This window comes from Erwinia sp. 2186 (assembly GCF_057812255.1).
This window is the reverse complement of the sequence record NZ_CM173824.1, coordinates 2,984,508-3,000,222: the sequence shown is the minus strand read 5'-3', so window position 1 is coordinate 3,000,222 and position 15,715 is coordinate 2,984,508. Positions and strand designations below refer to the sequence as shown.

23 protein-coding genes are annotated in these 15,715 nt (G+C 53.7%); 11 read left to right on the top strand and 12 right to left on the bottom strand.

What is annotated here, in order from left to right; translation table 11 throughout:
• Positions 1–63: 63 nt before the first annotated feature.
• The 3 genes from mnmA to rluE are packed head-to-tail and all read right to left on the bottom strand — an operon-like array spanning position 64 to position 2,367.
• Positions 64–1,167 carry a tRNA 2-thiouridine(34) synthase MnmA gene (gene mnmA / locus ACXKZG_RS13840; RefSeq protein ID WP_206403124.1) on the bottom strand — a complete coding sequence of 368 codons (1,104 nt, stop codon included), beginning with the start codon at positions 1,165–1,167 and terminating at the stop codon, positions 64–66.
• Positions 1,168–1,224: 57 nt separating this feature from the next.
• Positions 1,225–1,701, bottom strand: a complete 477-nt coding sequence (locus ACXKZG_RS13835; protein WP_346598382.1) for an NUDIX domain-containing protein — start codon at positions 1,699–1,701, stop codon at positions 1,225–1,227.
• 33 nt (positions 1,702–1,734) lie between these two features.
• Positions 1,735–2,367: a 23S rRNA pseudouridine(2457) synthase RluE gene (gene rluE / locus ACXKZG_RS13830; protein ID WP_134823903.1), complete on the bottom strand. Its 633-nt coding sequence runs from the start codon at positions 2,365–2,367 to the stop codon at positions 1,735–1,737.
• A gap of 132 nt (positions 2,368–2,499) precedes the next feature.
• On the opposite strand from rluE, the gene icd reads away from it, so the two are divergent.
• Positions 2,500–3,750, top strand: coding sequence for an NADP-dependent isocitrate dehydrogenase (gene icd / locus ACXKZG_RS13825; protein WP_013201718.1), 1,251 nt, complete (start codon positions 2,500–2,502; stop codon positions 3,748–3,750).
• Positions 3,751–3,881: 131 nt separating this feature from the next.
• On the opposite strand, the gene ACXKZG_RS13820 is transcribed toward icd, so the two are convergent.
• From ACXKZG_RS13820 to ACXKZG_RS13810, 3 genes are all read right to left on the bottom strand, one after another.
• Positions 3,882–4,352 (bottom strand): GNAT family N-acetyltransferase, encoded by a 471-nt coding sequence (locus tag ACXKZG_RS13820; RefSeq protein ID WP_488875037.1) that lies wholly within the window; start codon positions 4,350–4,352, stop codon positions 3,882–3,884.
• A complete protein-coding gene (locus tag ACXKZG_RS13815; protein WP_488875036.1) occupies positions 4,352–4,879 on the bottom strand; it encodes a P-loop nucleotide/nucleoside kinase family protein in 528 nt (175 codons plus the stop codon). The genes ACXKZG_RS13820 and ACXKZG_RS13815 overlap by 1 nt, the downstream gene beginning before the upstream one ends.
• A gap of 221 nt (positions 4,880–5,100) precedes the next feature.
• Positions 5,101–5,931 carry an alpha/beta fold hydrolase gene (locus ACXKZG_RS13810; RefSeq protein WP_053145469.1) on the bottom strand — a complete coding sequence of 277 codons (831 nt, stop codon included), beginning with the start codon at positions 5,929–5,931 and terminating at the stop codon, positions 5,101–5,103.
• Between the two features lie 384 nt (positions 5,932–6,315).
• Between ACXKZG_RS13810 and ACXKZG_RS13805 the strand changes: the two genes are divergently transcribed.
• A complete protein-coding gene (locus ACXKZG_RS13805; protein WP_488876269.1) occupies positions 6,316–6,627 on the top strand; it encodes a putative holin in 312 nt (103 codons plus the stop codon).
• Positions 6,614–6,901 carry a phage holin family protein gene (locus ACXKZG_RS13800; protein ID WP_013201723.1) on the top strand — a complete coding sequence of 96 codons (288 nt, stop codon included), beginning with the start codon at positions 6,614–6,616 and terminating at the stop codon, positions 6,899–6,901. Before ACXKZG_RS13805 ends, ACXKZG_RS13800 begins: the two co-directional genes overlap by 14 nt.
• 8 nt (positions 6,902–6,909) lie before the next feature.
• Here ACXKZG_RS13800 and ACXKZG_RS13795 read toward each other — a convergent pair whose 3' ends face one another.
• Together ACXKZG_RS13795 and ACXKZG_RS13790 are read right to left on the bottom strand one after the other, a co-directional pair.
• The gene (locus tag ACXKZG_RS13795; protein ID WP_206403132.1) at positions 6,910–7,047 is read right to left on the bottom strand and encodes a hypothetical protein; all 138 of its coding nucleotides are present in this window, start codon (positions 7,045–7,047) and stop codon (positions 6,910–6,912) included.
• Between the two features lie 121 nt (positions 7,048–7,168).
• Positions 7,169–7,858 carry an XRE family transcriptional regulator gene (locus ACXKZG_RS13790; RefSeq protein WP_013201724.1) on the bottom strand — a complete coding sequence of 230 codons (690 nt, stop codon included), beginning with the start codon at positions 7,856–7,858 and terminating at the stop codon, positions 7,169–7,171.
• A 279-nt stretch (positions 7,859–8,137) separates the two neighbouring features.
• Between ACXKZG_RS13790 and ACXKZG_RS13785 the strand changes: the two genes are divergently transcribed.
• The 5 genes from ACXKZG_RS13785 to ACXKZG_RS13765 all read left to right on the top strand — a co-directional run bounded on the left by ACXKZG_RS13785 (position 8,138) and on the right by ACXKZG_RS13765 (position 11,613).
• Positions 8,138–8,605, top strand: coding sequence for a lysozyme (locus ACXKZG_RS13785; protein ID WP_488875035.1), 468 nt, complete (start codon positions 8,138–8,140; stop codon positions 8,603–8,605).
• Positions 8,602–8,952, top strand: coding sequence for a DUF7940 domain-containing protein (locus ACXKZG_RS13780; RefSeq protein ID WP_013201726.1), 351 nt, complete (start codon positions 8,602–8,604; stop codon positions 8,950–8,952). Before ACXKZG_RS13785 ends, ACXKZG_RS13780 begins: the two co-directional genes overlap by 4 nt.
• A complete protein-coding gene (locus ACXKZG_RS13775; RefSeq protein ID WP_041691969.1) occupies positions 8,949–9,221 on the top strand; it encodes a hypothetical protein in 273 nt (90 codons plus the stop codon). Before ACXKZG_RS13780 ends, ACXKZG_RS13775 begins: the two co-directional genes overlap by 4 nt.
• Positions 9,222–9,364: 143 nt before the next feature.
• Complete coding sequence (locus ACXKZG_RS13770; RefSeq protein WP_488875034.1) at positions 9,365–11,116, top strand: glycosyl hydrolase family 28-related protein; 1,752 nt, start codon at positions 9,365–9,367, stop codon at positions 11,114–11,116.
• Between the two features lie 299 nt (positions 11,117–11,415).
• Entirely contained in the window at positions 11,416–11,613 is a 198-nt protein-coding gene (locus ACXKZG_RS13765) for a hypothetical protein (protein WP_013201729.1), read from the top strand.
• 15 nt (positions 11,614–11,628) lie between these two features.
• Here ACXKZG_RS13765 and ACXKZG_RS13760 read toward each other — a convergent pair whose 3' ends face one another.
• A complete protein-coding gene (locus ACXKZG_RS13760; protein ID WP_245174121.1) occupies positions 11,629–11,871 on the bottom strand; it encodes a hypothetical protein in 243 nt (80 codons plus the stop codon).
• A 96-nt stretch (positions 11,872–11,967) separates the two neighbouring features.
• Positions 11,968–12,213, bottom strand: a complete 246-nt coding sequence (locus ACXKZG_RS13755; protein WP_013201731.1) for a DinI-like family protein — start codon at positions 12,211–12,213, stop codon at positions 11,968–11,970.
• Between the two features lie 205 nt (positions 12,214–12,418).
• Between ACXKZG_RS13755 and ACXKZG_RS13750 the strand changes: the two genes are divergently transcribed.
• On the top strand, positions 12,419–12,643 hold the full coding sequence (locus tag ACXKZG_RS13750; RefSeq protein WP_013201733.1) for a YgdI/YgdR family lipoprotein: 225 nt from the start codon (positions 12,419–12,421) through the stop codon (positions 12,641–12,643).
• Positions 12,644–12,754: 111 nt separating this feature from the next.
• Positions 12,755–13,159: a hypothetical protein gene (locus tag ACXKZG_RS13745; RefSeq protein ID WP_041691970.1), complete on the top strand. Its 405-nt coding sequence runs from the start codon at positions 12,755–12,757 to the stop codon at positions 13,157–13,159.
• A gap of 7 nt (positions 13,160–13,166) precedes the next feature.
• On the opposite strand, the gene ACXKZG_RS13740 is transcribed toward ACXKZG_RS13745, so the two are convergent.
• Together ACXKZG_RS13740 and ldcA are read right to left on the bottom strand one after the other, a co-directional pair.
• Positions 13,167–13,829: an MBL fold metallo-hydrolase gene (locus tag ACXKZG_RS13740; protein WP_013201735.1), complete on the bottom strand. Its 663-nt coding sequence runs from the start codon at positions 13,827–13,829 to the stop codon at positions 13,167–13,169.
• 15 nt (positions 13,830–13,844) lie between these two features.
• On the bottom strand, positions 13,845–14,765 hold the full coding sequence (ldcA, locus tag ACXKZG_RS13735) for a muramoyltetrapeptide carboxypeptidase (RefSeq protein WP_488875033.1): 921 nt from the start codon (positions 14,763–14,765) through the stop codon (positions 13,845–13,847).
• Positions 14,766–15,057: 292 nt separating this feature from the next.
• Here ldcA and emtA point away from each other — a divergent pair, with 292 nt between their 5' ends.
• Positions 15,058–15,681 (top strand): membrane-bound lytic murein transglycosylase EmtA, encoded by a 624-nt coding sequence (gene emtA / locus ACXKZG_RS13730; RefSeq protein ID WP_371732187.1) that lies wholly within the window; start codon positions 15,058–15,060, stop codon positions 15,679–15,681.
• Positions 15,682–15,715: the final 34 nt, after the last annotated feature.

Here is a 15,715-nt window from a genome sequence, read left to right as displayed (position 1 = left end):
GTAAATCCCCTTGTTCAGGGGTTACGCCAGTATGCTGATATCATTCTCAGGGGCAGCGTGCGCTTAAAGCAGCGGCATGCGTGCTTCGATAATCCCACCACCCAGGCAGATTTCATCAAGGTAAAACACCGCAGACTGGCCCGGTGTGACAGCGGCAACCGGCTCGTCGAAGCGGACTTCAATCCGATCTTCGCCTAATGGCGTCACGGTGCAAGGAATATCGGCCTGGCGGTAACGGGTTTTGACCGTGCAACGCAACGGCGCCGTGAGGATTTCGCGGTCCACCCAGTGCAGCTGTTGTGCCACCAGGCCAACAGACATCAGGCGCGGATGTTCATGGCCCTGTGCCACCACCAGGATGTTATTGGCGACATCTTTATCGACCACGTACCAGGGTTCTTCGCTGCCGGCTTTGGTGCCGCCAATACCCAAACCTTTACGCTGACCCAACGTATGGTACATCAGGCCCTGATGTTCACCGACCACTTCTCCTTCGGCATTTAAAATCGGACCTGGCTGAGCCGGTAAGTAGCGGCCCAGAAAGTCACGGAATTTGCGCTCGCCGATAAAGCAGATGCCGGTCGAATCTTTCTTCTTAGCGGTGATCAGCTCAAGCTCTTCGGCAATGCGGCGCACTTCCGGTTTAGCCAGTTCGCCCACCGGGAACAGGCTCTGCGCGATCTGCTCGTGGCCAAGGGTGTAGAGGAAGTAGCTCTGGTCTTTGTTGTCGTCCAGGCCGCGCAGCAGACGGCTTTTGCCATCGACATCCTGGCGACGAACATAGTGACCGGTGGCGATAAAGTCGGCGCCCAAATCTTCGGCGGCAAACTCGAGGAAGGCTTTGAATTTGATCTCTTTGTTGCAAAGAATATCCGGGTTAGGCGTGCGTCCGGCTTTGTACTCTTCCAGGAAGTGCTCAAAGACGTTATCCCAGTATTCGGCAGCAAAGTTTACCGTATGCAGGTAGATACCTAATTTGTCGCAGACCGCCTGCGCATCGGCCAAATCTTCCGCGGCGGTACAGTATTCCTCACCGTCGTCCTCTTCCCAGTTTTTCATAAACAGGCCTTCAACTTGATAGCCCTGCTGTTGCAGTAACCAGGCGGAAACCGAGGAGTCAACACCGCCGGACATACCGACGATCACTTTTTTCTGGCTTAGAGACATGAGAAATACCCGACTTTAGTGGCAGTTAAAGGCTGCCCTGTAAAATTGCGGCATATTCTACCACGCGTCTGCCGCGGGCGCATCCTCGCTAAATGGCCACTGAAACGCGCTTAGCACCTCCAGTGGATAGCGCGGCCCTTGCTGATAAATCCGGATACTTTCCGCAACCAGCGGAGAACGGAGCTTTTTCGCGTTGAGGATCTCGTCCGGTGGCAGCCACCAGCAGCGATCGATATCGCGATCCTGCGGGTAAGTCGGCAGCACGTTCGGTAAATCCAGCGAGAACAGAAAGCGTAAAAACGGCGTATTATCCGGCGCGATCCATTGATGCAGGCGTAAAAACGCCTGCGGAACGCCTTCCAGCCCCGTCTCTTCATACAGCTCGCGCACCGCGGCCTGCAGCAGGGTTTCGTTAGCTTCCAGATGACCGGCAGGCTGATTCCAGGTCGCGCGTCCTCTTACCATCTCTTCCACCACTAAAAATTGCCCTTCGGCTTGCACAACGGTGGCCACGGTGACGTGGGGTTTGAACATGGCTGACTCCTTGCTGGTAATGGCTTAAGTGGCTCAAAGAGGAAATTCGGCGGTGACGTCTCGCCATTCGCCCGGCGGTAAATCCTGCAGCAGCTGCGTGCCCATCGCAAAACGAATCAAGCGCAGGGTAGGGAAGCCAATCTGCGCGGTCATCCTTCTGACCTGGCGATTACGCCCTTCGTATAAGGTGATCTTTAACCAACTGGTGGGAATGGCTTTTCGCTCGCGGATCGGTGGATTACGCGGCCATAACCACTCCGGTTCGGCCACTAACTCTGCGCCGGCGGGCAGGGTCGGGCCATCTTTCAGATTAACGCCATCCCGCAGCGCCTGAATATGGCTGATATCGGGGATGCCTTCCACCTGAACATAGTAAATTTTCCCGGTGCGTTTTCCGGGCTGAGTCAGCGTGGCCTGCAGCGCGCCGTCGTTGGTCAGCACCATCAGCCCTTCGCTGTCGCGGTCCAGGCGTCCTGCGGCGTAAACACCGGCCACCGGGATAAAATCCTTCAACGTACTTCGTCCCGCTTCATCGCTGAACTGGGGCAGCACATCAAAAGGTTTGTTAAAAATAATGACACGGCGTGGACCTTTATCGACCTGACGGGCGCTAGAGGACGGGCTGAATCGTTTAACGCGGTGATTCTTAACGGAAGATTTTCGCATATGCTTTGCACTTTAAAACCATGAGCGCATTATACCGCAATCCGGAGATGATTGGCGCGACGTGAATATTCAAGTAGTATTGACGCGCATCTTACAAATCATTAACAAAAAAAGCGCTCGAAGGAGAGGTTAATGGAAAGCAAAGTAGTTGTTCCGGCGGAAGGTCAGAAAATCACCCTGGCGAATGGAAAACTGAACGTACCAAACAACCCTATCATCCCTTTCATTGAAGGTGACGGTATTGGTGTGGACGTTTCTCCAGTGATGATCAAAGTTGTCGATGCCGCTGTGCAGAAAGCTTATAACGGTGAGCGTAAAATTTCCTGGATGGAAATTTACACCGGTGAAAAATCGGTAGAGCTCTACGGACCGGATGTTTGGTTGCCAGAAGAGACGCTGGACCTGATCAAAGAGTACCGCGTGGCGATCAAAGGCCCACTGACCACCCCAGTCGGCGGCGGTATTCGTTCCCTGAACGTGGCTCTGCGCCAGCAGCTTGATCTCTACATCTGCCTGCGTCCGGTGCGTTATTACACCGGCACACCAAGCCCGGTTAAGCGTCCAGAAGAGACCGATATGGTCATCTTCCGTGAGAACTCCGAAGATATCTATGCGGGTATCGAGTGGAAAGCCGGTTCTGCAGAAGCGGATAAAGTGATCAAGTTCCTGCGTGATGAAATGGGCGTGAAGAAAATTCGCTTCCCAGAGCAGTGCGGTATCGGCGTTAAGCCGTGTTCAGAAGAAGGCACCAAACGCCTTGTTCGCGCTGCCATCGAGTACGCAATCACCAACGATCGTGACTCGCTGACGCTGGTTCACAAAGGCAACATCATGAAGTTCACCGAAGGTGCCTTCAAGGATTGGGGCTATCAGCTGGTGAAGGAAGAGTTTGGCGGTGAGCTGATCGACGGCGGCCCGTGGATGAAGATCAAGAACCCGAACACTGGTAAAGAGATCGTTGTAAAAGACGTGATCGCCGATGCGTTCCTGCAGCAGATCCTGCTGCGTCCGGCTGAGTATGACGTTATTGCCTGTATGAACCTGAACGGTGACTACATCTCCGACGCCCTGGCGGCGCAGGTTGGCGGTATCGGTATTGCGCCTGGTGCAAACATCGGTGACGAGTGTGCACTGTTCGAAGCGACCCACGGCACCGCACCTAAGTACGCTGGTCAGGATAAAGTGAACCCAGGTTCAGTGATCCTGTCCGCAGAAATGATGCTGCGTCACATGGAATGGTTCGAAGCCGCAGACCTGATCGTTAAAGGCATGGAAGGCGCAATCGCTGCCAAAACCGTGACCTATGACTTTGAGCGTCTGATGGATGGCGCTAAGCTGCTGAAATCTTCAGAGTTTGGTGACGCAATGATCAAACACATGTAAGTGTGTTTGCTGCGATAAGAGGAGCCTTAGGGCTCCTTTTTTTTCGTCCACAGAAAGGAGCGGGGTAAATCCTCCCAGCGTCGCCACAAAGGGTTCATTAAGGTCAAACTGACGATATTTCCCTAAAGGCATCATATGTTGATCACCATATCAATGCAGGGCAGAGCGCCCGCGCTGGCCGAGTGATAGACGGTTTCTTTAACTAATGTGAATCCCTGTTTTTGATAGAAGCTCAGGGCGTTTGGTGTGGAAGAGAGCGTCAATTTCCTGATGCCACGCTTTATTGCCTCCTGCTTTAAGGCGGTGACGATCTCCGCTGCATAACCTTTTCCCCAATACGCCGGCAGGGTGAAGATGGCTTCGATGCTGTTTTCTGCCAGGTCCAGAAAGCCGGTCGCCACGGGGAAGCTCTTCGTAGGATCATCAATGACAAAGAAGGGGTTGTTGAGCACCGCCTGACGATATCCTTCTGGCATCTGTTCTGGTGTCCAGGCCCGTAATGCTTCGGCAGAATAGACACCCTTACATCCGGCGCGCAGTGCTTGATTACGTATATTCCACAACTCTTCAACCTCTTCTACAGCAGCGAGTCTGACGGCCATTACTCTTCTCCTTCATCTTCAGACGAATGCACTATCACCTCAAACCCTTCTTCAGCCTGCGGCGCTTCAAAGTAGCGGCTAATCAGCTCGAACTGCGCGTCGGTTGCGGCAAAGTTATGGTTTCCGCCGGCGTTTCTGGCCTGCAGACGGGCCTTACAGCGGCTGTCAGCGACATCGAGGTAATGCAGTTGCGGTAGTACAGAGGCTGAATCGGCAATTTCCCGCATCCATTTGCGTAGCGACAGCGTATTGGCCGGGAAATCCAGCACCACGGAAAGGCCCGATTCCAGCAGCGCGATCAGATTGGGTGTCATCGCCGCACGCAGCTTAGCCGAACAGCGGACATAATCTGCCACGCTGTTCATTTCATCGCGGTACAACGCCGCCAGCCAGCGATCTTCAGAAATGAGTAGCGTAGCGGGCGCCTCAGCCAGTTGACTCGCCAGAGTCGATTTGCCGGAAGCAATTTTCCCGCACAGCAAATGCAGGGTGGGAGAGGAAGCGTTTGGAAGGGAACCGGTAGACATTTTTAACCTCGCTGTATGAAACCAGACAAGGCGCCCGCCTTATCTGGCGGGTGTCGACTGAAAGACGAACGTTATCCCACCGGAATTACGGGTGTAATAATCATCATCTGGGTGGTAGAGGAATCAGGGTGCATGGTTTAAAAACTAGCAGAAGGCAGGGGGTGAAGTCTATCGCCGCGATCTGCACAGCAAAAAGGGGGCATCCCGCCCCGCAGGCGCGATCAGCTTTTAATAAAGTTGAGCAAATCCTCATTCACCTGATCTTTATGGGTACTGCACAATCCGTGCGGCGCACCCGGATAGACTTTTACCGTTGGATTTGGCAAAAGCTTGATGGCCGCTTCACTGGACGATTTCGGCGGCACAATCTGATCGTCGTCGCCGTATAGCACCAGCGTTGGGATGGTCATCTTCTTCAGGTCTTCCCGTTGATCCGTTTCGGAGAAGGCCGCCACACAGTCATATAACGATTTAAGCGATCCCTGCATTCCCTGTAGCCAGAAGCTGTCGCGCAATCCCTGAGAGGACTGCGCAGAGTCGCGGTTAAAACCATAAAAGGCGGTAGGGAAGTCCTTAAACAGTGAGGATCGATCCTTCAGCAAACCCTCGCGGATCCCGTCAAACACCGTTTTGGGTAAACCGTCCGGATTAAAATCGGTCTTGACCATAATCGGCGGCACCGCACCAATCAGTGCCGCTTTTGCCACGCGTGAGATGCCGTGACGGCCAATGTAGCGCGCCACTTCGCCGCCGCCGGTAGAGTGGCCGATATGCACCGCATCCTGTAAATCCAGCGCGGCGGTCAGTTCAGCCAAATCGTCAGCGTATTGGTCCATATTGTTGCCGTCCCAGGGTTGGGAAGAGCGGCCGTGTCCCCTACGGTCATGGGCGATCACCCGATAACCGTGGGAAGCCAGGAAAAACATCTGATCTTCAAACGCATCCCCGGACAAAGGCCAGCCGTGGCTGAACACTATCGGCTGGCCTTTGCCCCAGTCTTTATAGTAAAGGCTTGTCCCATCTTTGAGTTTTAGATAGCTACCTGATGACATTATTTCACTCCTCATACAATTAACTGATTGATTGGGAATAACATTACCTGTGGCAGGTCGGGCTGTTAAAGGCTAGTTCATAGCCTTGAAGTTGTCGCATCGCGTGCGGTGAATTCGCCGGAGTTGAGGGAAAACAACGGCATAATCAGCGCCAAAAAATAATGAATTAAAGTGCTCACGCGTACGCATTAAGCGATCTAAGGTATTACTATCAGCAGCAACAGCGCAGACAAACGAATTTTTGGAACCCTGGCCCCGGCCGGGGTTTTTTGTTGCTCAAATCCTTGAGAAGACGCTGTAGCAAAAGGGGGCATTATGGTCGGGAACTTACTCGCCGTTAGCGCAGGCGCGGCATCTTCAGCAGGTTCATTGTTGTCCGGTCCGATGGCCGGCATCAATTATGGGGTGTTATTCGGTGCCTTTGCGGGGGCTGTTTACTATGTTGCCAGCGCCGTCGATCTCAGACTGATTGTGCGTGCAGCCTATTTCCTTGTCTCGTGGATTGTGGGGGTGTTTGGCTCAGGGCTGGCAGGTGCCAAGCTGGAACAGTTATCGGGCTATACCGACCGTCCGCTGGATGGGCTGGGAGCCATATTACTTTCCGCCGTGGCAATCAAAACCTTAACCTTATTCAGTGAGCATGATCCGGTCAGCTGGCTGGCACGCCTTAAAGGAGGTTTCCATGGTAACAAATGATCCTCTGGTACTCACCAACGTCGTCACCGCCACCGCCATTGCGCTGCGGCTCATGATGTTTCGCAAACCGGGCGCCCACCACCAATGGTGGGCATCGTGGCTGGCTTACTTAATTGTGCTGTCCTACGCCTCGATTCCTTTCCGCTATTTCTTTGATGCTTACGCCCATGCCAGCTGGGCGTCGGTGATGGTTAACCTGATTTTTGCCGCAGCCGTCTTTCGGGCGAAAGGCAATGTGGCGCTGATTTTTGCCGTGCTGCGACCACAGAAATAGGTTAACCGTCACTCTTTCACCCCTGGCGGCAACGCCAGGGCTTTATCAATCCGGCGGTTACTGCCGGTCAGGGCTTGAGTGAGCTGGCGATCCAGTTTTTTGCAGGCCTCGCGATAGCGTAGGGCCCGGCGTTGTCGTGAGTTCATCAGTGCACCTCGTTAAGGAGAGTATCGGTAAACTAACCTTAGAAGGGGTTTTTATATGCGTCAAACGCATTAAATAGCGGGGAAGGAAACAAAACCCGCCGGAAGCGGGTTGCACAGAGACTTAGCCATGGCGGCGGAACTGTTGCGACTGGCTGAGCATTACCCGGCCGGCCACATGCAGCATCGCCATCTCCTCAGCGGAAATCGTCCACTCTTTATAGCGGGGGTTATCGGAAATGACATACAGTTCTGACTTCACTTTTTGCAGGCGTTTTACGAACATATCGCCATTGAAATCAAAAACGTAAATCCCATCACCATCGAAGAAGGGGACGCTGACGTCGACAAAAATCAGATCGCCAGGTTCAATGGTTCCTTCCATGCTGTCGCCCCGGACGTTTATCAATTTAACAATGGCCTCAGGTTTATTACCAAAAATAACGCTGGCTTCCTTCCGCACATATTCAATAGATCTAATGACCTGAACCACTTCTCTGGCCGGTGAACCTTCACCCGCACTGGCAGAAACATCAAGGACGTCAACACGATACACATCATCTCTCCCCATTTCGGTTAACGAAGATACACTGTATAAATCACCAGTATTCTTCAGCTCTCCTGATGAGAATAGCGCAGAAATCGGCACTGCGAGTGCATCCGCCAATTTTTGTAGCAACGCATCGCTGTATCCCTGCACCCCGCGTTCCAGTCTGGACAGGTTCCCGACATCACTTCCTACCTGCATTGCTAACGCGTTTAGCGTCATCTTCTTCGCTTTGCGAAGCTGTCTGATTCTTTCTCCGGGTTTCATTAAGCGTTCACACCTTTTTTATGCGTTTTACACAAATCGCCTTGCGCAATAAAATACTGCCTACTAATATGCGTATAACGCATTAAATAACGTCTCCACGCAACATCTGAAGCCGTTACGCTCTTTACACAATCTGGCCGCGCCGATACAGGTGCCTGTAAACCTCGCATTTAACCTGCCTGTCGAACATTTTTCCACAGGTGAAAAATGATTCCTACGCATTTTTCAGCCAGCCTTGCTGTCTGATACTCATTTTTTGCGTCAAGAGGAGTATTTACCATGAGTCAGATAATTTCCATCCTAAAGTATGAAGAAGGGTATCGCGACGTTCCCTTTATAGACACCCTGGGCTATCCCACCGTGGCCGCAGGGATCAAAATCGGTCCAAAAGGCGCGGCCCTGACCAGCTATATCTTCAAAGTGCCGGCGCCGGTCGGTGAGCTGTGGATGCAGATGTTGGTCGAGAGCAAAATTTTTGAGCTAAAGCAGCGCCCACTGCTTGCCGATGCGCTTCGCCAGTGCAATGAGGCGCGGGCCGACATCCTTTACAGCATGGCCTATCAAATGGGGGTGGAAGGGCTGTCGGGATTCAAAGAGAGCCTGAAAGCTATGTCACGCGGCGACTTTTCCTCTGCGGCGGACGGCATGCTGAACAGCCTCTGGGCCAGGCAGACGCCGGCCCGGGCGAAACGTCATGCTGCGGTGATGCGCAGCGGCACCTACGACTGCTATCGGGGGTTGCTATGAAATTCGCCCTCTATCTCTGCGCCATCCTGATGACCATTCTGCTGCTGTTAACGATCCGCAAGTACAGCTCGGTTGAGTTTGTGCATCACGCCAGGCTGCTGTTCAAAACCTGGTCGGTGTGGCTGGCTTCAGCCGGATCGGTGATCAGCGCCTGGGTGCAATCCTTTCCTGATTCCGCGATGCGCGCCTGGCAGCTGTTACCGCCCGATGCCAAAAGCGTTATTCCCCCCAACTACCTCGGCATGATTGGGGCATTTATGGTGGCGATGGCGGTGATGGCGCAGTTTGTCCGCCAGCGGCCGTTAGCGACTGAACGAGAGAAACTCGATTGCGGAGAACACACATGAATCGTCTGCAACTACTGGGGGCGGGATGGCGTTTGCTGTCCGGCCTCCGCACCCCGAAGCAAAATGAGGACATTATCATGACTGATACCACCACGATCCCCGAAGAGAGCAACGGCCCGTTAAGCAGCAATACCCAAACTCGCCAGGTCACGGTAATCACCAATGACGTGGTGCTGGAAAAAGTCGGCGAGTTGCTGAGCTCGGTCGGGCACAACATCGATGAGTACGCCGAAATCGTTGCGCTGGCCAAGAAGCTGGTAACAAAATAGCGTTACCGGCACTGAATCGCTTTTATCTCCAGGCGGCCTGGCCGCCATCACTCTAATACCCTGCAACGTAACGTCCCATCTCCATCTCCATCCTGCCCGTCACGGGCATCTCACTGTACGTAACCATCCATCCGGAGGTCTTTATGATCGAAGTAAACTGCTTTGCTGATTTGCGAACCACTGCGCCAACGAAAGCCGGTGATATTGCGGCACTCAAACGCTACTACGACAAGGATTCCAGTTTTCATGGCGGCGGCGACTTTGTCGGCTTCCTCGGCACCACCACGCTGAGTGATGACGGCGGCACGATGGCGAAGGGCAGCACCTTCTACTGGAAGCGCATCATTAATGACACCGAACAGGTGAATTTGTACCATTTTGGCGCGAAAGGTGACGGCGTCACCGACGATACTGACGCCTTTAAGCGGATGTTTAGCTGGTCGCAAGGCTATGATGTTAATGCAAAAGATATTGGCGTGCGTTTCCCGGCAGGTAAGTTTTTAATCTCGCCTGTCGACCTCAGCGCCAGCGAAATCCCGTGTTTCGCTTTGTACGGTGACGACGCGCCGTATGGCGTCACGCCGAGAACGGTGATTATCTCGGACAAATCGATCAACACGGTGTTCAAGGTGAATGCCCGCCGGACCATCATTCGCGGCATCAGCTGGAACGGCCAGGCCACGGCGGATACGGCCAGCAATACCGGGGCGATCACCGCGGACATGCTGTCCAACGTGCAGCCGTTCTTTGAGAACACCACCATCGAAGGGGAGTTCGTTAATATCCGCTGCTTCCGCGTGCAGTATAACGGCGGCACGGCGGTGAAACTGCTGGATACCCTCGACACGCGATTCGATCAAATTTATTCGCAAAATACCTATGCCCGGGTCTTTGACATCAGCTGGTCAAACTCGCCAAACGGCGTCTGGGATCACTCGACCGCCATTGAGCTGTCGAATGCCAACTTCCAGTACGGTTATGGCGATGCCACGCTGAAGATGCCGCGATTAACCCAGGGGCTGATCCGCAACGTCTGGGTTGAACATACCCGCTTCCCCGGTGATTTAAGCAACGGCCAGTGGATTATCGATGCCCTGAGCCTCGAGGATTGCGCCAATCCGCTGCTGCTGAATAACAGCCGGGTGCTGCTGCGTCAGCTCAGCCTGCAGGCCGGTGCGACGGTCAATCTGGACAATACCTCCGATCGCTGGCTGTCAGGCTATGAGAGCGGCTGGCGTCGTGATGAAAACTTTGGCACCACCATGACCGGATCGATGAAAGCCGGCTGGTACAGCGGCTATAAGCTCAGTAACACATCGGACACCGATAAATGGTATCGCATCGGCAAATTTGTCTTCCCGAAAGCCAATCAGCAGTGGACGCTGGAGATGGTCAGCAAACAGTCGACGGCCAATCCTTCCGGCACCGCGGCCAGCCCGCTGCAAACCATCTCCTCGGGCGTCACCTACCTGAATCTGCAGCGCTGCGTCAGCTCAGTGTGGGCCGATATGTTCCATCGCGGCACCACGGCGGTGGTTGACGTCAAGTATGCGCGCAGCTATCAGAATATCGTCGAGGTCTGGGTGAAGCTGAAAGCGGGCAGTGGCGACACCATGTTTAACGTGCGATCGACCGGGCCAACGCGGTTTGAAGCCGGGGAGTGTTCCTTATTTACACCGGATCTGTCGGAGGTTACCGATCTGACCACCGTCGGCACCGTCACGCCCAACGCGCGCTTAAGTTTCCACAACGGCCTGGCGGGCATCGGCGCCAATGAAAATGGGGTCGTGACCTTAGCGACAACGGAGGCAGCATCCCCGGTCAGCGCGGCCCCGGTGGGGTATATCACCCTTAACGTTAACGGGATAGATCGTAAATTCCCTTACTTCAGCTGAATAGTAGCTTGCTAACGAAAACCGCCTGCTGAGGGCGGTTTTTTTTCGTCTGAGGATTTTAAGCGAACTTTTCCTGCGAAAGGGCTGGTAGTCAGTGGCAAAGGGTGAAATAGTGCTGTTTCATTACCAGGATTAATCTGTTTTTTGCCGTGATTTTTTCTGATTTAGGCGGATAAAACGCCTTTTTGGTCAAATAAGCGTAAAAAACGGACATTTTTACACTCCGGTAGAAATCGGGGGTTGAGATGGCGGAGTGTTGATCCGTAAAATAGGGCCAAAACGCAAATCAGGAGAATTCTGTGTCAGAAGCTGCTTCAATCGAAGATAACCCCAACCGACTGGAAGAAGCGAAAAACATCGCTTTGGGCTGGCGTATTGTTGGCAATATCGAACCGCAGACGCTGGAAGATGCCATTCAAATGCTGCGCGACAGTGCGGCCCATGCCGCGAAAGTCTACGAATTGTTGTATGCGGAAATTGCTCAACGGGCGAAATAGTCCGGCGACTGCGTATTATGCCGTCTGTGCCAGACCCGCAGAGCGAGAGTCACGCCACGCCTCCCAGCATCTTGCAGGATCGATATCACGGTATCCTCGTGACGGATCCATCCCCCGGACAAGGTTGTCCGGCACGGAAATGCAGGTGGCATTATCACGAATTTGTTCCACTTCCTGCTGCGTCAACCCACTGCCTTTTTGCTTTTCAGCGTTCACCAGTAAACTGACCAGTGACGGAATATAAAGTACTGCCATCATCGCATTCCCATTCGTTATGCCCTGGGAACATCTTCGGCTCAGCGGGTGAAAACTTTAGCGGTGGACGCGCACAGTGTGAAAAATGCCCACCGTCGTTTAAAATTCTTCTGACACCAGCCACTGATCGGCTTCATCGAACATCTCTTCAATGATCCGCAGCATCACCGACTTGTCACTTTTACTGGCATCGGTTTTCACGCCATTAGCCTGCATCGGTTTTACCTTCACTTCGGCAGCCGGGAAAACGCGCTGAATACGCTTCTCCAGCTCGTTCAGAATCAGTTCCTGCGCATTGGGCAATCCGGCAACGTTGCGCTTATCGTAAGTCAGTTCTACAAACATGGGGTTATCCTGGTTATAAATGCTGGATAAAAATACAGTTAATGTCCGCAACCTTCAATGAAAATTTGCCCTCCAGGAATAAACTGAAAAATGGCCTTCCGCCGCCAATCTGTTAAGCAAACGGAAATCTCCGCAACATTCATCAAATTAACGAAAATCACCAGGCTACACTGCACAGTGTTGAATCCAATGAAGGAAACCTAAAATGAAAAAATTAGCTTGTGCACTGACCTTACTCGCTGGCGGATTGCTGCTGGCAGGCTGTTCCAGCGACCATGTTCTGCAGATGAAGGATGGCAGCACCGTGGTGGTCCAGGGGAAACCTGAAGTCGATAAAGCCACCGGCATGGTGATGTATACCGATGAAAATGGTAAGCAGCAGGCGGTGAATCAGGATCAGATCAAAGAGATGAACTCGCTGAATAATTAATCTCTGCCGGGGATTTAGTAACACTTAAGGCAAACGTGGGTAGCGTCCTGTGGTAGGCTTTCTGACATATAGTCAATGAAATCAGAGAGAATCGCCCGGAGACCGCTGCCCATGTTCCGCACTATCGCCACTGGATGTTTGCTCGTCTGTGCCACCTTTGCTGCACAGGCTAACAACGACACGCCGCCACTCAACACCGAATTTCAGATTACCTGCCCAGGCCGCCCCACGATGACCGTCACCCAGGCGCAATACGGCCTGACCACCCTTATGTGGCCGGGCGATAATTTCCAGATTGCGGCGGGTAATCAGCGTTCCAAAACGGATAACGGGGTAAAGGTGTCGATCGTGCTGTTCCGCAATGGCGATCAGATGGTGGTGAACACCTCAGACGATGACACCTTCTTCTCCTACAGCGGCGTACAAAAGCTGGTGCCCTGTAGCCGCAGTAGCGAGCGTGAAAACAGCGCGGTCGATCTGCAACGTACCGATTCGTCCGGCAACGTCGCCTCCTGATCGCCGGCTAGTCAGGCAGCCGCTGGCGCAGATCCAGCGGCGAACTCTCCGCCTCATCCAGCAACGCCAGCCATTCGCGCATCGTCACTTCCTGCCAGGACAGATGTCCGGCGGTGGTGCCCATCAACACCACGTCGGGCCTCAGCGCCCGATAGAACTCAATCGACTTTTTCAAATCCGCTTCGTTGCTTTCCGGCACCAACACCGTCACCCAGCGATCGTGTGACATGGTGATGGTGTCGCCAACAAACAGATAGGTTTTGCCAAAGGGTGAGGCATACAGATAGCTGGTGCTGCCCGGCGTATGGCCCGGCGTGGGAACCACGTGAAAGCTGCCACAGTGCAGCTCAGCCTGATTGAAGGTGTCGTCAGCTTCGACATACGGGCTGATCGCGCCCAGCGCCTTGTTATGACAATACAAGGCCGCGTTAAAGCGCGTTTGCAGTAAACGGGCACCCGGCCCGGCTTCATGGGAATGGGTCAGATAATGGCGGATAATCCCGCCCAAATCTTCAATCGCCTGATGGTCGTTCAGATTCTCGACGCGGGAAATCAGTAAGTTTCCCCGCGTATGCTGCAGCAAAAATCCATGCATCATCAGTTCCGGCTCATGCTCACTGGCCGGAAACTCCGGGGTTGAAACCCAGAGATCCTCGTACAACTGCTTCATGGGCGCTCCGGATGGTTAACGAAGCGTAGGGTGCCCTGATAGCGTCAGCGTGCTGCTTGAACCCTTGACCTGTAAATGTCCCTGCGCGCCTAACGGAAGCGTCACGGTATTCCAGTGATGGCCAAATTCAAGACCGGTAACCAGCGGTACGCCCGTTACCTGACGAATCAGCGTCCAGACGCTGTCGAAGTCATAGCCATTGTCATAATCGGTGAGTGTCGCGCCGGTAAAGCTGCCGGTCACAATTGCCTTCTGTCGTGCCAGGATGCCGCTCTGTGCCAGCTGAAGAAGCATTCTCTCCACGCGGAAAGGGTGCTCATTCACATCCTCGATCACCAGAATGCCGTCTTCAATCTCCGGCAGCCAGGGGGTGCCCATCATCGAGGCAATCATCGCCAGGTTACCGCCCCAGACGGTGCCCTGTACGTCGATATCCTGCGGCTGCGTTTCCCAGCTAAGGATTAATTTAGGCGAAGTCAGCGCGCGCCAAAAGTGGTCAACGGTGAAATCAGATAAAACCTCAGCGCCAAAATTGCCGGTCAGCATCGGGCCACTGAAAGAAATGGCACCTTGTTTCAGCAGCGGAAGCTGGATAGCGGTGAAGTCGCTGTGGCCACACAGCGCCACCGGCTGGTCCTTCAGGCGGGCAGCGACGGCGGCAAAATCAATCTGCGGCAGCAGCCGGGTCGCGCCATAACCGCCACGCACCGCCAGCAGGATATCCGGCAGATCCTCCATCTGCGCCAGACCGTTTATATCCTGCAAACGTTCGGCATCATCCCCCGCAAAGCGCTGGTGACGGCGGGCTATCACCTCGGTATTCACCACGTGATGCCCTTGATCCTGCAGCCGTTTTACCGCCAGCTGCGCGGCCGGCTGATTATGGCAATAGCCAGAAGGAGCAATCAGATGAAAAGTGCGCGGAGTAACGGACATAATGTTCACTTTAATCCTCGGTGCGGCGAAAGATCGGCCGCATTTCAACGGCATTTTGCAGGCAGCGCGAAAAAAAAGTCGCCTTCAATCACAATCTGTGTGATTTTTATCCACTTCGAAAGGAATTTTTTTACGCCACTGACGGTCCAATACCCCTGATGATGACGAAAAGCATACGTGAAGTCACCCGCAAGCGCGTCAAATTCAGAGTTTCGGTAATTTTCTTTTGTCCGGCGCACGCTATTGTAAGGCGCGAGGCTAAGGCTCAGAGGATGAAAACAGCGTGAGAAAAGTGAAAACGGTTGCGATACTGGGCGTGTTACTGCTGGCGGGATGTGCCAGTGAACCGCATAAACAAACAATAACTCAGCAGCAAACGCCGTTAACTCAGGCGCCGCCAGAAAAGGTGGCTCAGGCCTGGTCGATGTTCACGGAGAGCGCAGCAAACAACTACGGGGTCGATCCAAAGCTGGTAGATGCCATTATTTCAGTCGAATCGGGCGGCAATCCAACGGTAGTCAGTAAGTCGAATGCCATTGGATTGATGCAGATTAAAGCCTCAACAGCAGGCCGTGAAGTGTACCGGGTTCAGGGAAGAAGAGGGCAGCCAAGCAGTAAAGAGCTGCGCGATCCGGTAAGGAACATTGATATCGGTACGGCCTATCTGAAGATCCTGCAGGATCAGTCGCTGGCCGGCATCCGCGATCCGAAAACCCTGCGTTACGCCACCATCGTGTCGTATGCCAACGGTGCCGGTGCGTTGCTGAGAACCTTCTCACGCGATCGGGATCAGGCGATTGCAATGATTAACTCAATGTCGCCGGAAGAGTTTTACCAGCACGTGCAGAATAAGCATCCTGCCGCTCAGGCACCGCGTTATCTGTGGAAAGTGACCACCGCTTACCGCACCATCTAAAGGGTCCGGCGTGCTGACTGCCCGGCACGCCGCC

What these genes read in the sequence shown, in the direction of transcription:
- mnmA (WP_206403124.1), bottom strand. Translation starts at nt 1,167, where the DNA reads ATGTCTCTAAGCCAGAAAAAAGTGATCGTCGGTATGTCCGGCGGTGTT.
- ACXKZG_RS13835 (WP_346598382.1), bottom strand. Translation starts at nt 1,701, where the DNA reads ATGTTCAAACCCCACGTCACCGTGGCCACCGTTGTGCAAGCCGAAGGG.
- rluE (WP_134823903.1), bottom strand. Translation starts at nt 2,367, where the DNA reads ATGCGAAAATCTTCCGTTAAGAATCACCGCGTTAAACGATTCAGCCCG.
- icd (WP_013201718.1), top strand. Translation starts at nt 2,500, where the DNA reads ATGGAAAGCAAAGTAGTTGTTCCGGCGGAAGGTCAGAAAATCACCCTG.
- ACXKZG_RS13820 (WP_488875037.1), bottom strand. Translation starts at nt 4,352, where the DNA reads ATGGCCGTCAGACTCGCTGCTGTAGAAGAGGTTGAAGAGTTGTGGAAT.
- ACXKZG_RS13815 (WP_488875036.1), bottom strand. Translation starts at nt 4,879, where the DNA reads ATGTCTACCGGTTCCCTTCCAAACGCTTCCTCTCCCACCCTGCATTTG.
- ACXKZG_RS13810 (WP_053145469.1), bottom strand. Translation starts at nt 5,931, where the DNA reads ATGTCATCAGGTAGCTATCTAAAACTCAAAGATGGGACAAGCCTTTAC.
- ACXKZG_RS13805 (WP_488876269.1), top strand. Translation starts at nt 6,316, where the DNA reads ATGGCCGGCATCAATTATGGGGTGTTATTCGGTGCCTTTGCGGGGGCT.
- ACXKZG_RS13800 (WP_013201723.1), top strand. Translation starts at nt 6,614, where the DNA reads ATGGTAACAAATGATCCTCTGGTACTCACCAACGTCGTCACCGCCACC.
- ACXKZG_RS13795 (WP_206403132.1), bottom strand. Translation starts at nt 7,047, where the DNA reads ATGAACTCACGACAACGCCGGGCCCTACGCTATCGCGAGGCCTGCAAA.
- ACXKZG_RS13790 (WP_013201724.1), bottom strand. Translation starts at nt 7,858, where the DNA reads ATGAAACCCGGAGAAAGAATCAGACAGCTTCGCAAAGCGAAGAAGATG.
- ACXKZG_RS13785 (WP_488875035.1), top strand. Translation starts at nt 8,138, where the DNA reads ATGAGTCAGATAATTTCCATCCTAAAGTATGAAGAAGGGTATCGCGAC.
- ACXKZG_RS13780 (WP_013201726.1), top strand. Translation starts at nt 8,602, where the DNA reads ATGAAATTCGCCCTCTATCTCTGCGCCATCCTGATGACCATTCTGCTG.
- ACXKZG_RS13775 (WP_041691969.1), top strand. Translation starts at nt 8,949, where the DNA reads ATGAATCGTCTGCAACTACTGGGGGCGGGATGGCGTTTGCTGTCCGGC.
- ACXKZG_RS13770 (WP_488875034.1), top strand. Translation starts at nt 9,365, where the DNA reads ATGATCGAAGTAAACTGCTTTGCTGATTTGCGAACCACTGCGCCAACG.
- ACXKZG_RS13760 (WP_245174121.1), bottom strand. Translation starts at nt 11,871, where the DNA reads ATGATGGCAGTACTTTATATTCCGTCACTGGTCAGTTTACTGGTGAAC.
- ACXKZG_RS13755 (WP_013201731.1), bottom strand. Translation starts at nt 12,213, where the DNA reads ATGTTTGTAGAACTGACTTACGATAAGCGCAACGTTGCCGGATTGCCC.
- ACXKZG_RS13750 (WP_013201733.1), top strand. Translation starts at nt 12,419, where the DNA reads ATGAAAAAATTAGCTTGTGCACTGACCTTACTCGCTGGCGGATTGCTG.
- ACXKZG_RS13745 (WP_041691970.1), top strand. Translation starts at nt 12,755, where the DNA reads ATGTTCCGCACTATCGCCACTGGATGTTTGCTCGTCTGTGCCACCTTT.
- ACXKZG_RS13740 (WP_013201735.1), bottom strand. Translation starts at nt 13,829, where the DNA reads ATGAAGCAGTTGTACGAGGATCTCTGGGTTTCAACCCCGGAGTTTCCG.
- ldcA (WP_488875033.1), bottom strand. Translation starts at nt 14,765, where the DNA reads ATGTCCGTTACTCCGCGCACTTTTCATCTGATTGCTCCTTCTGGCTAT.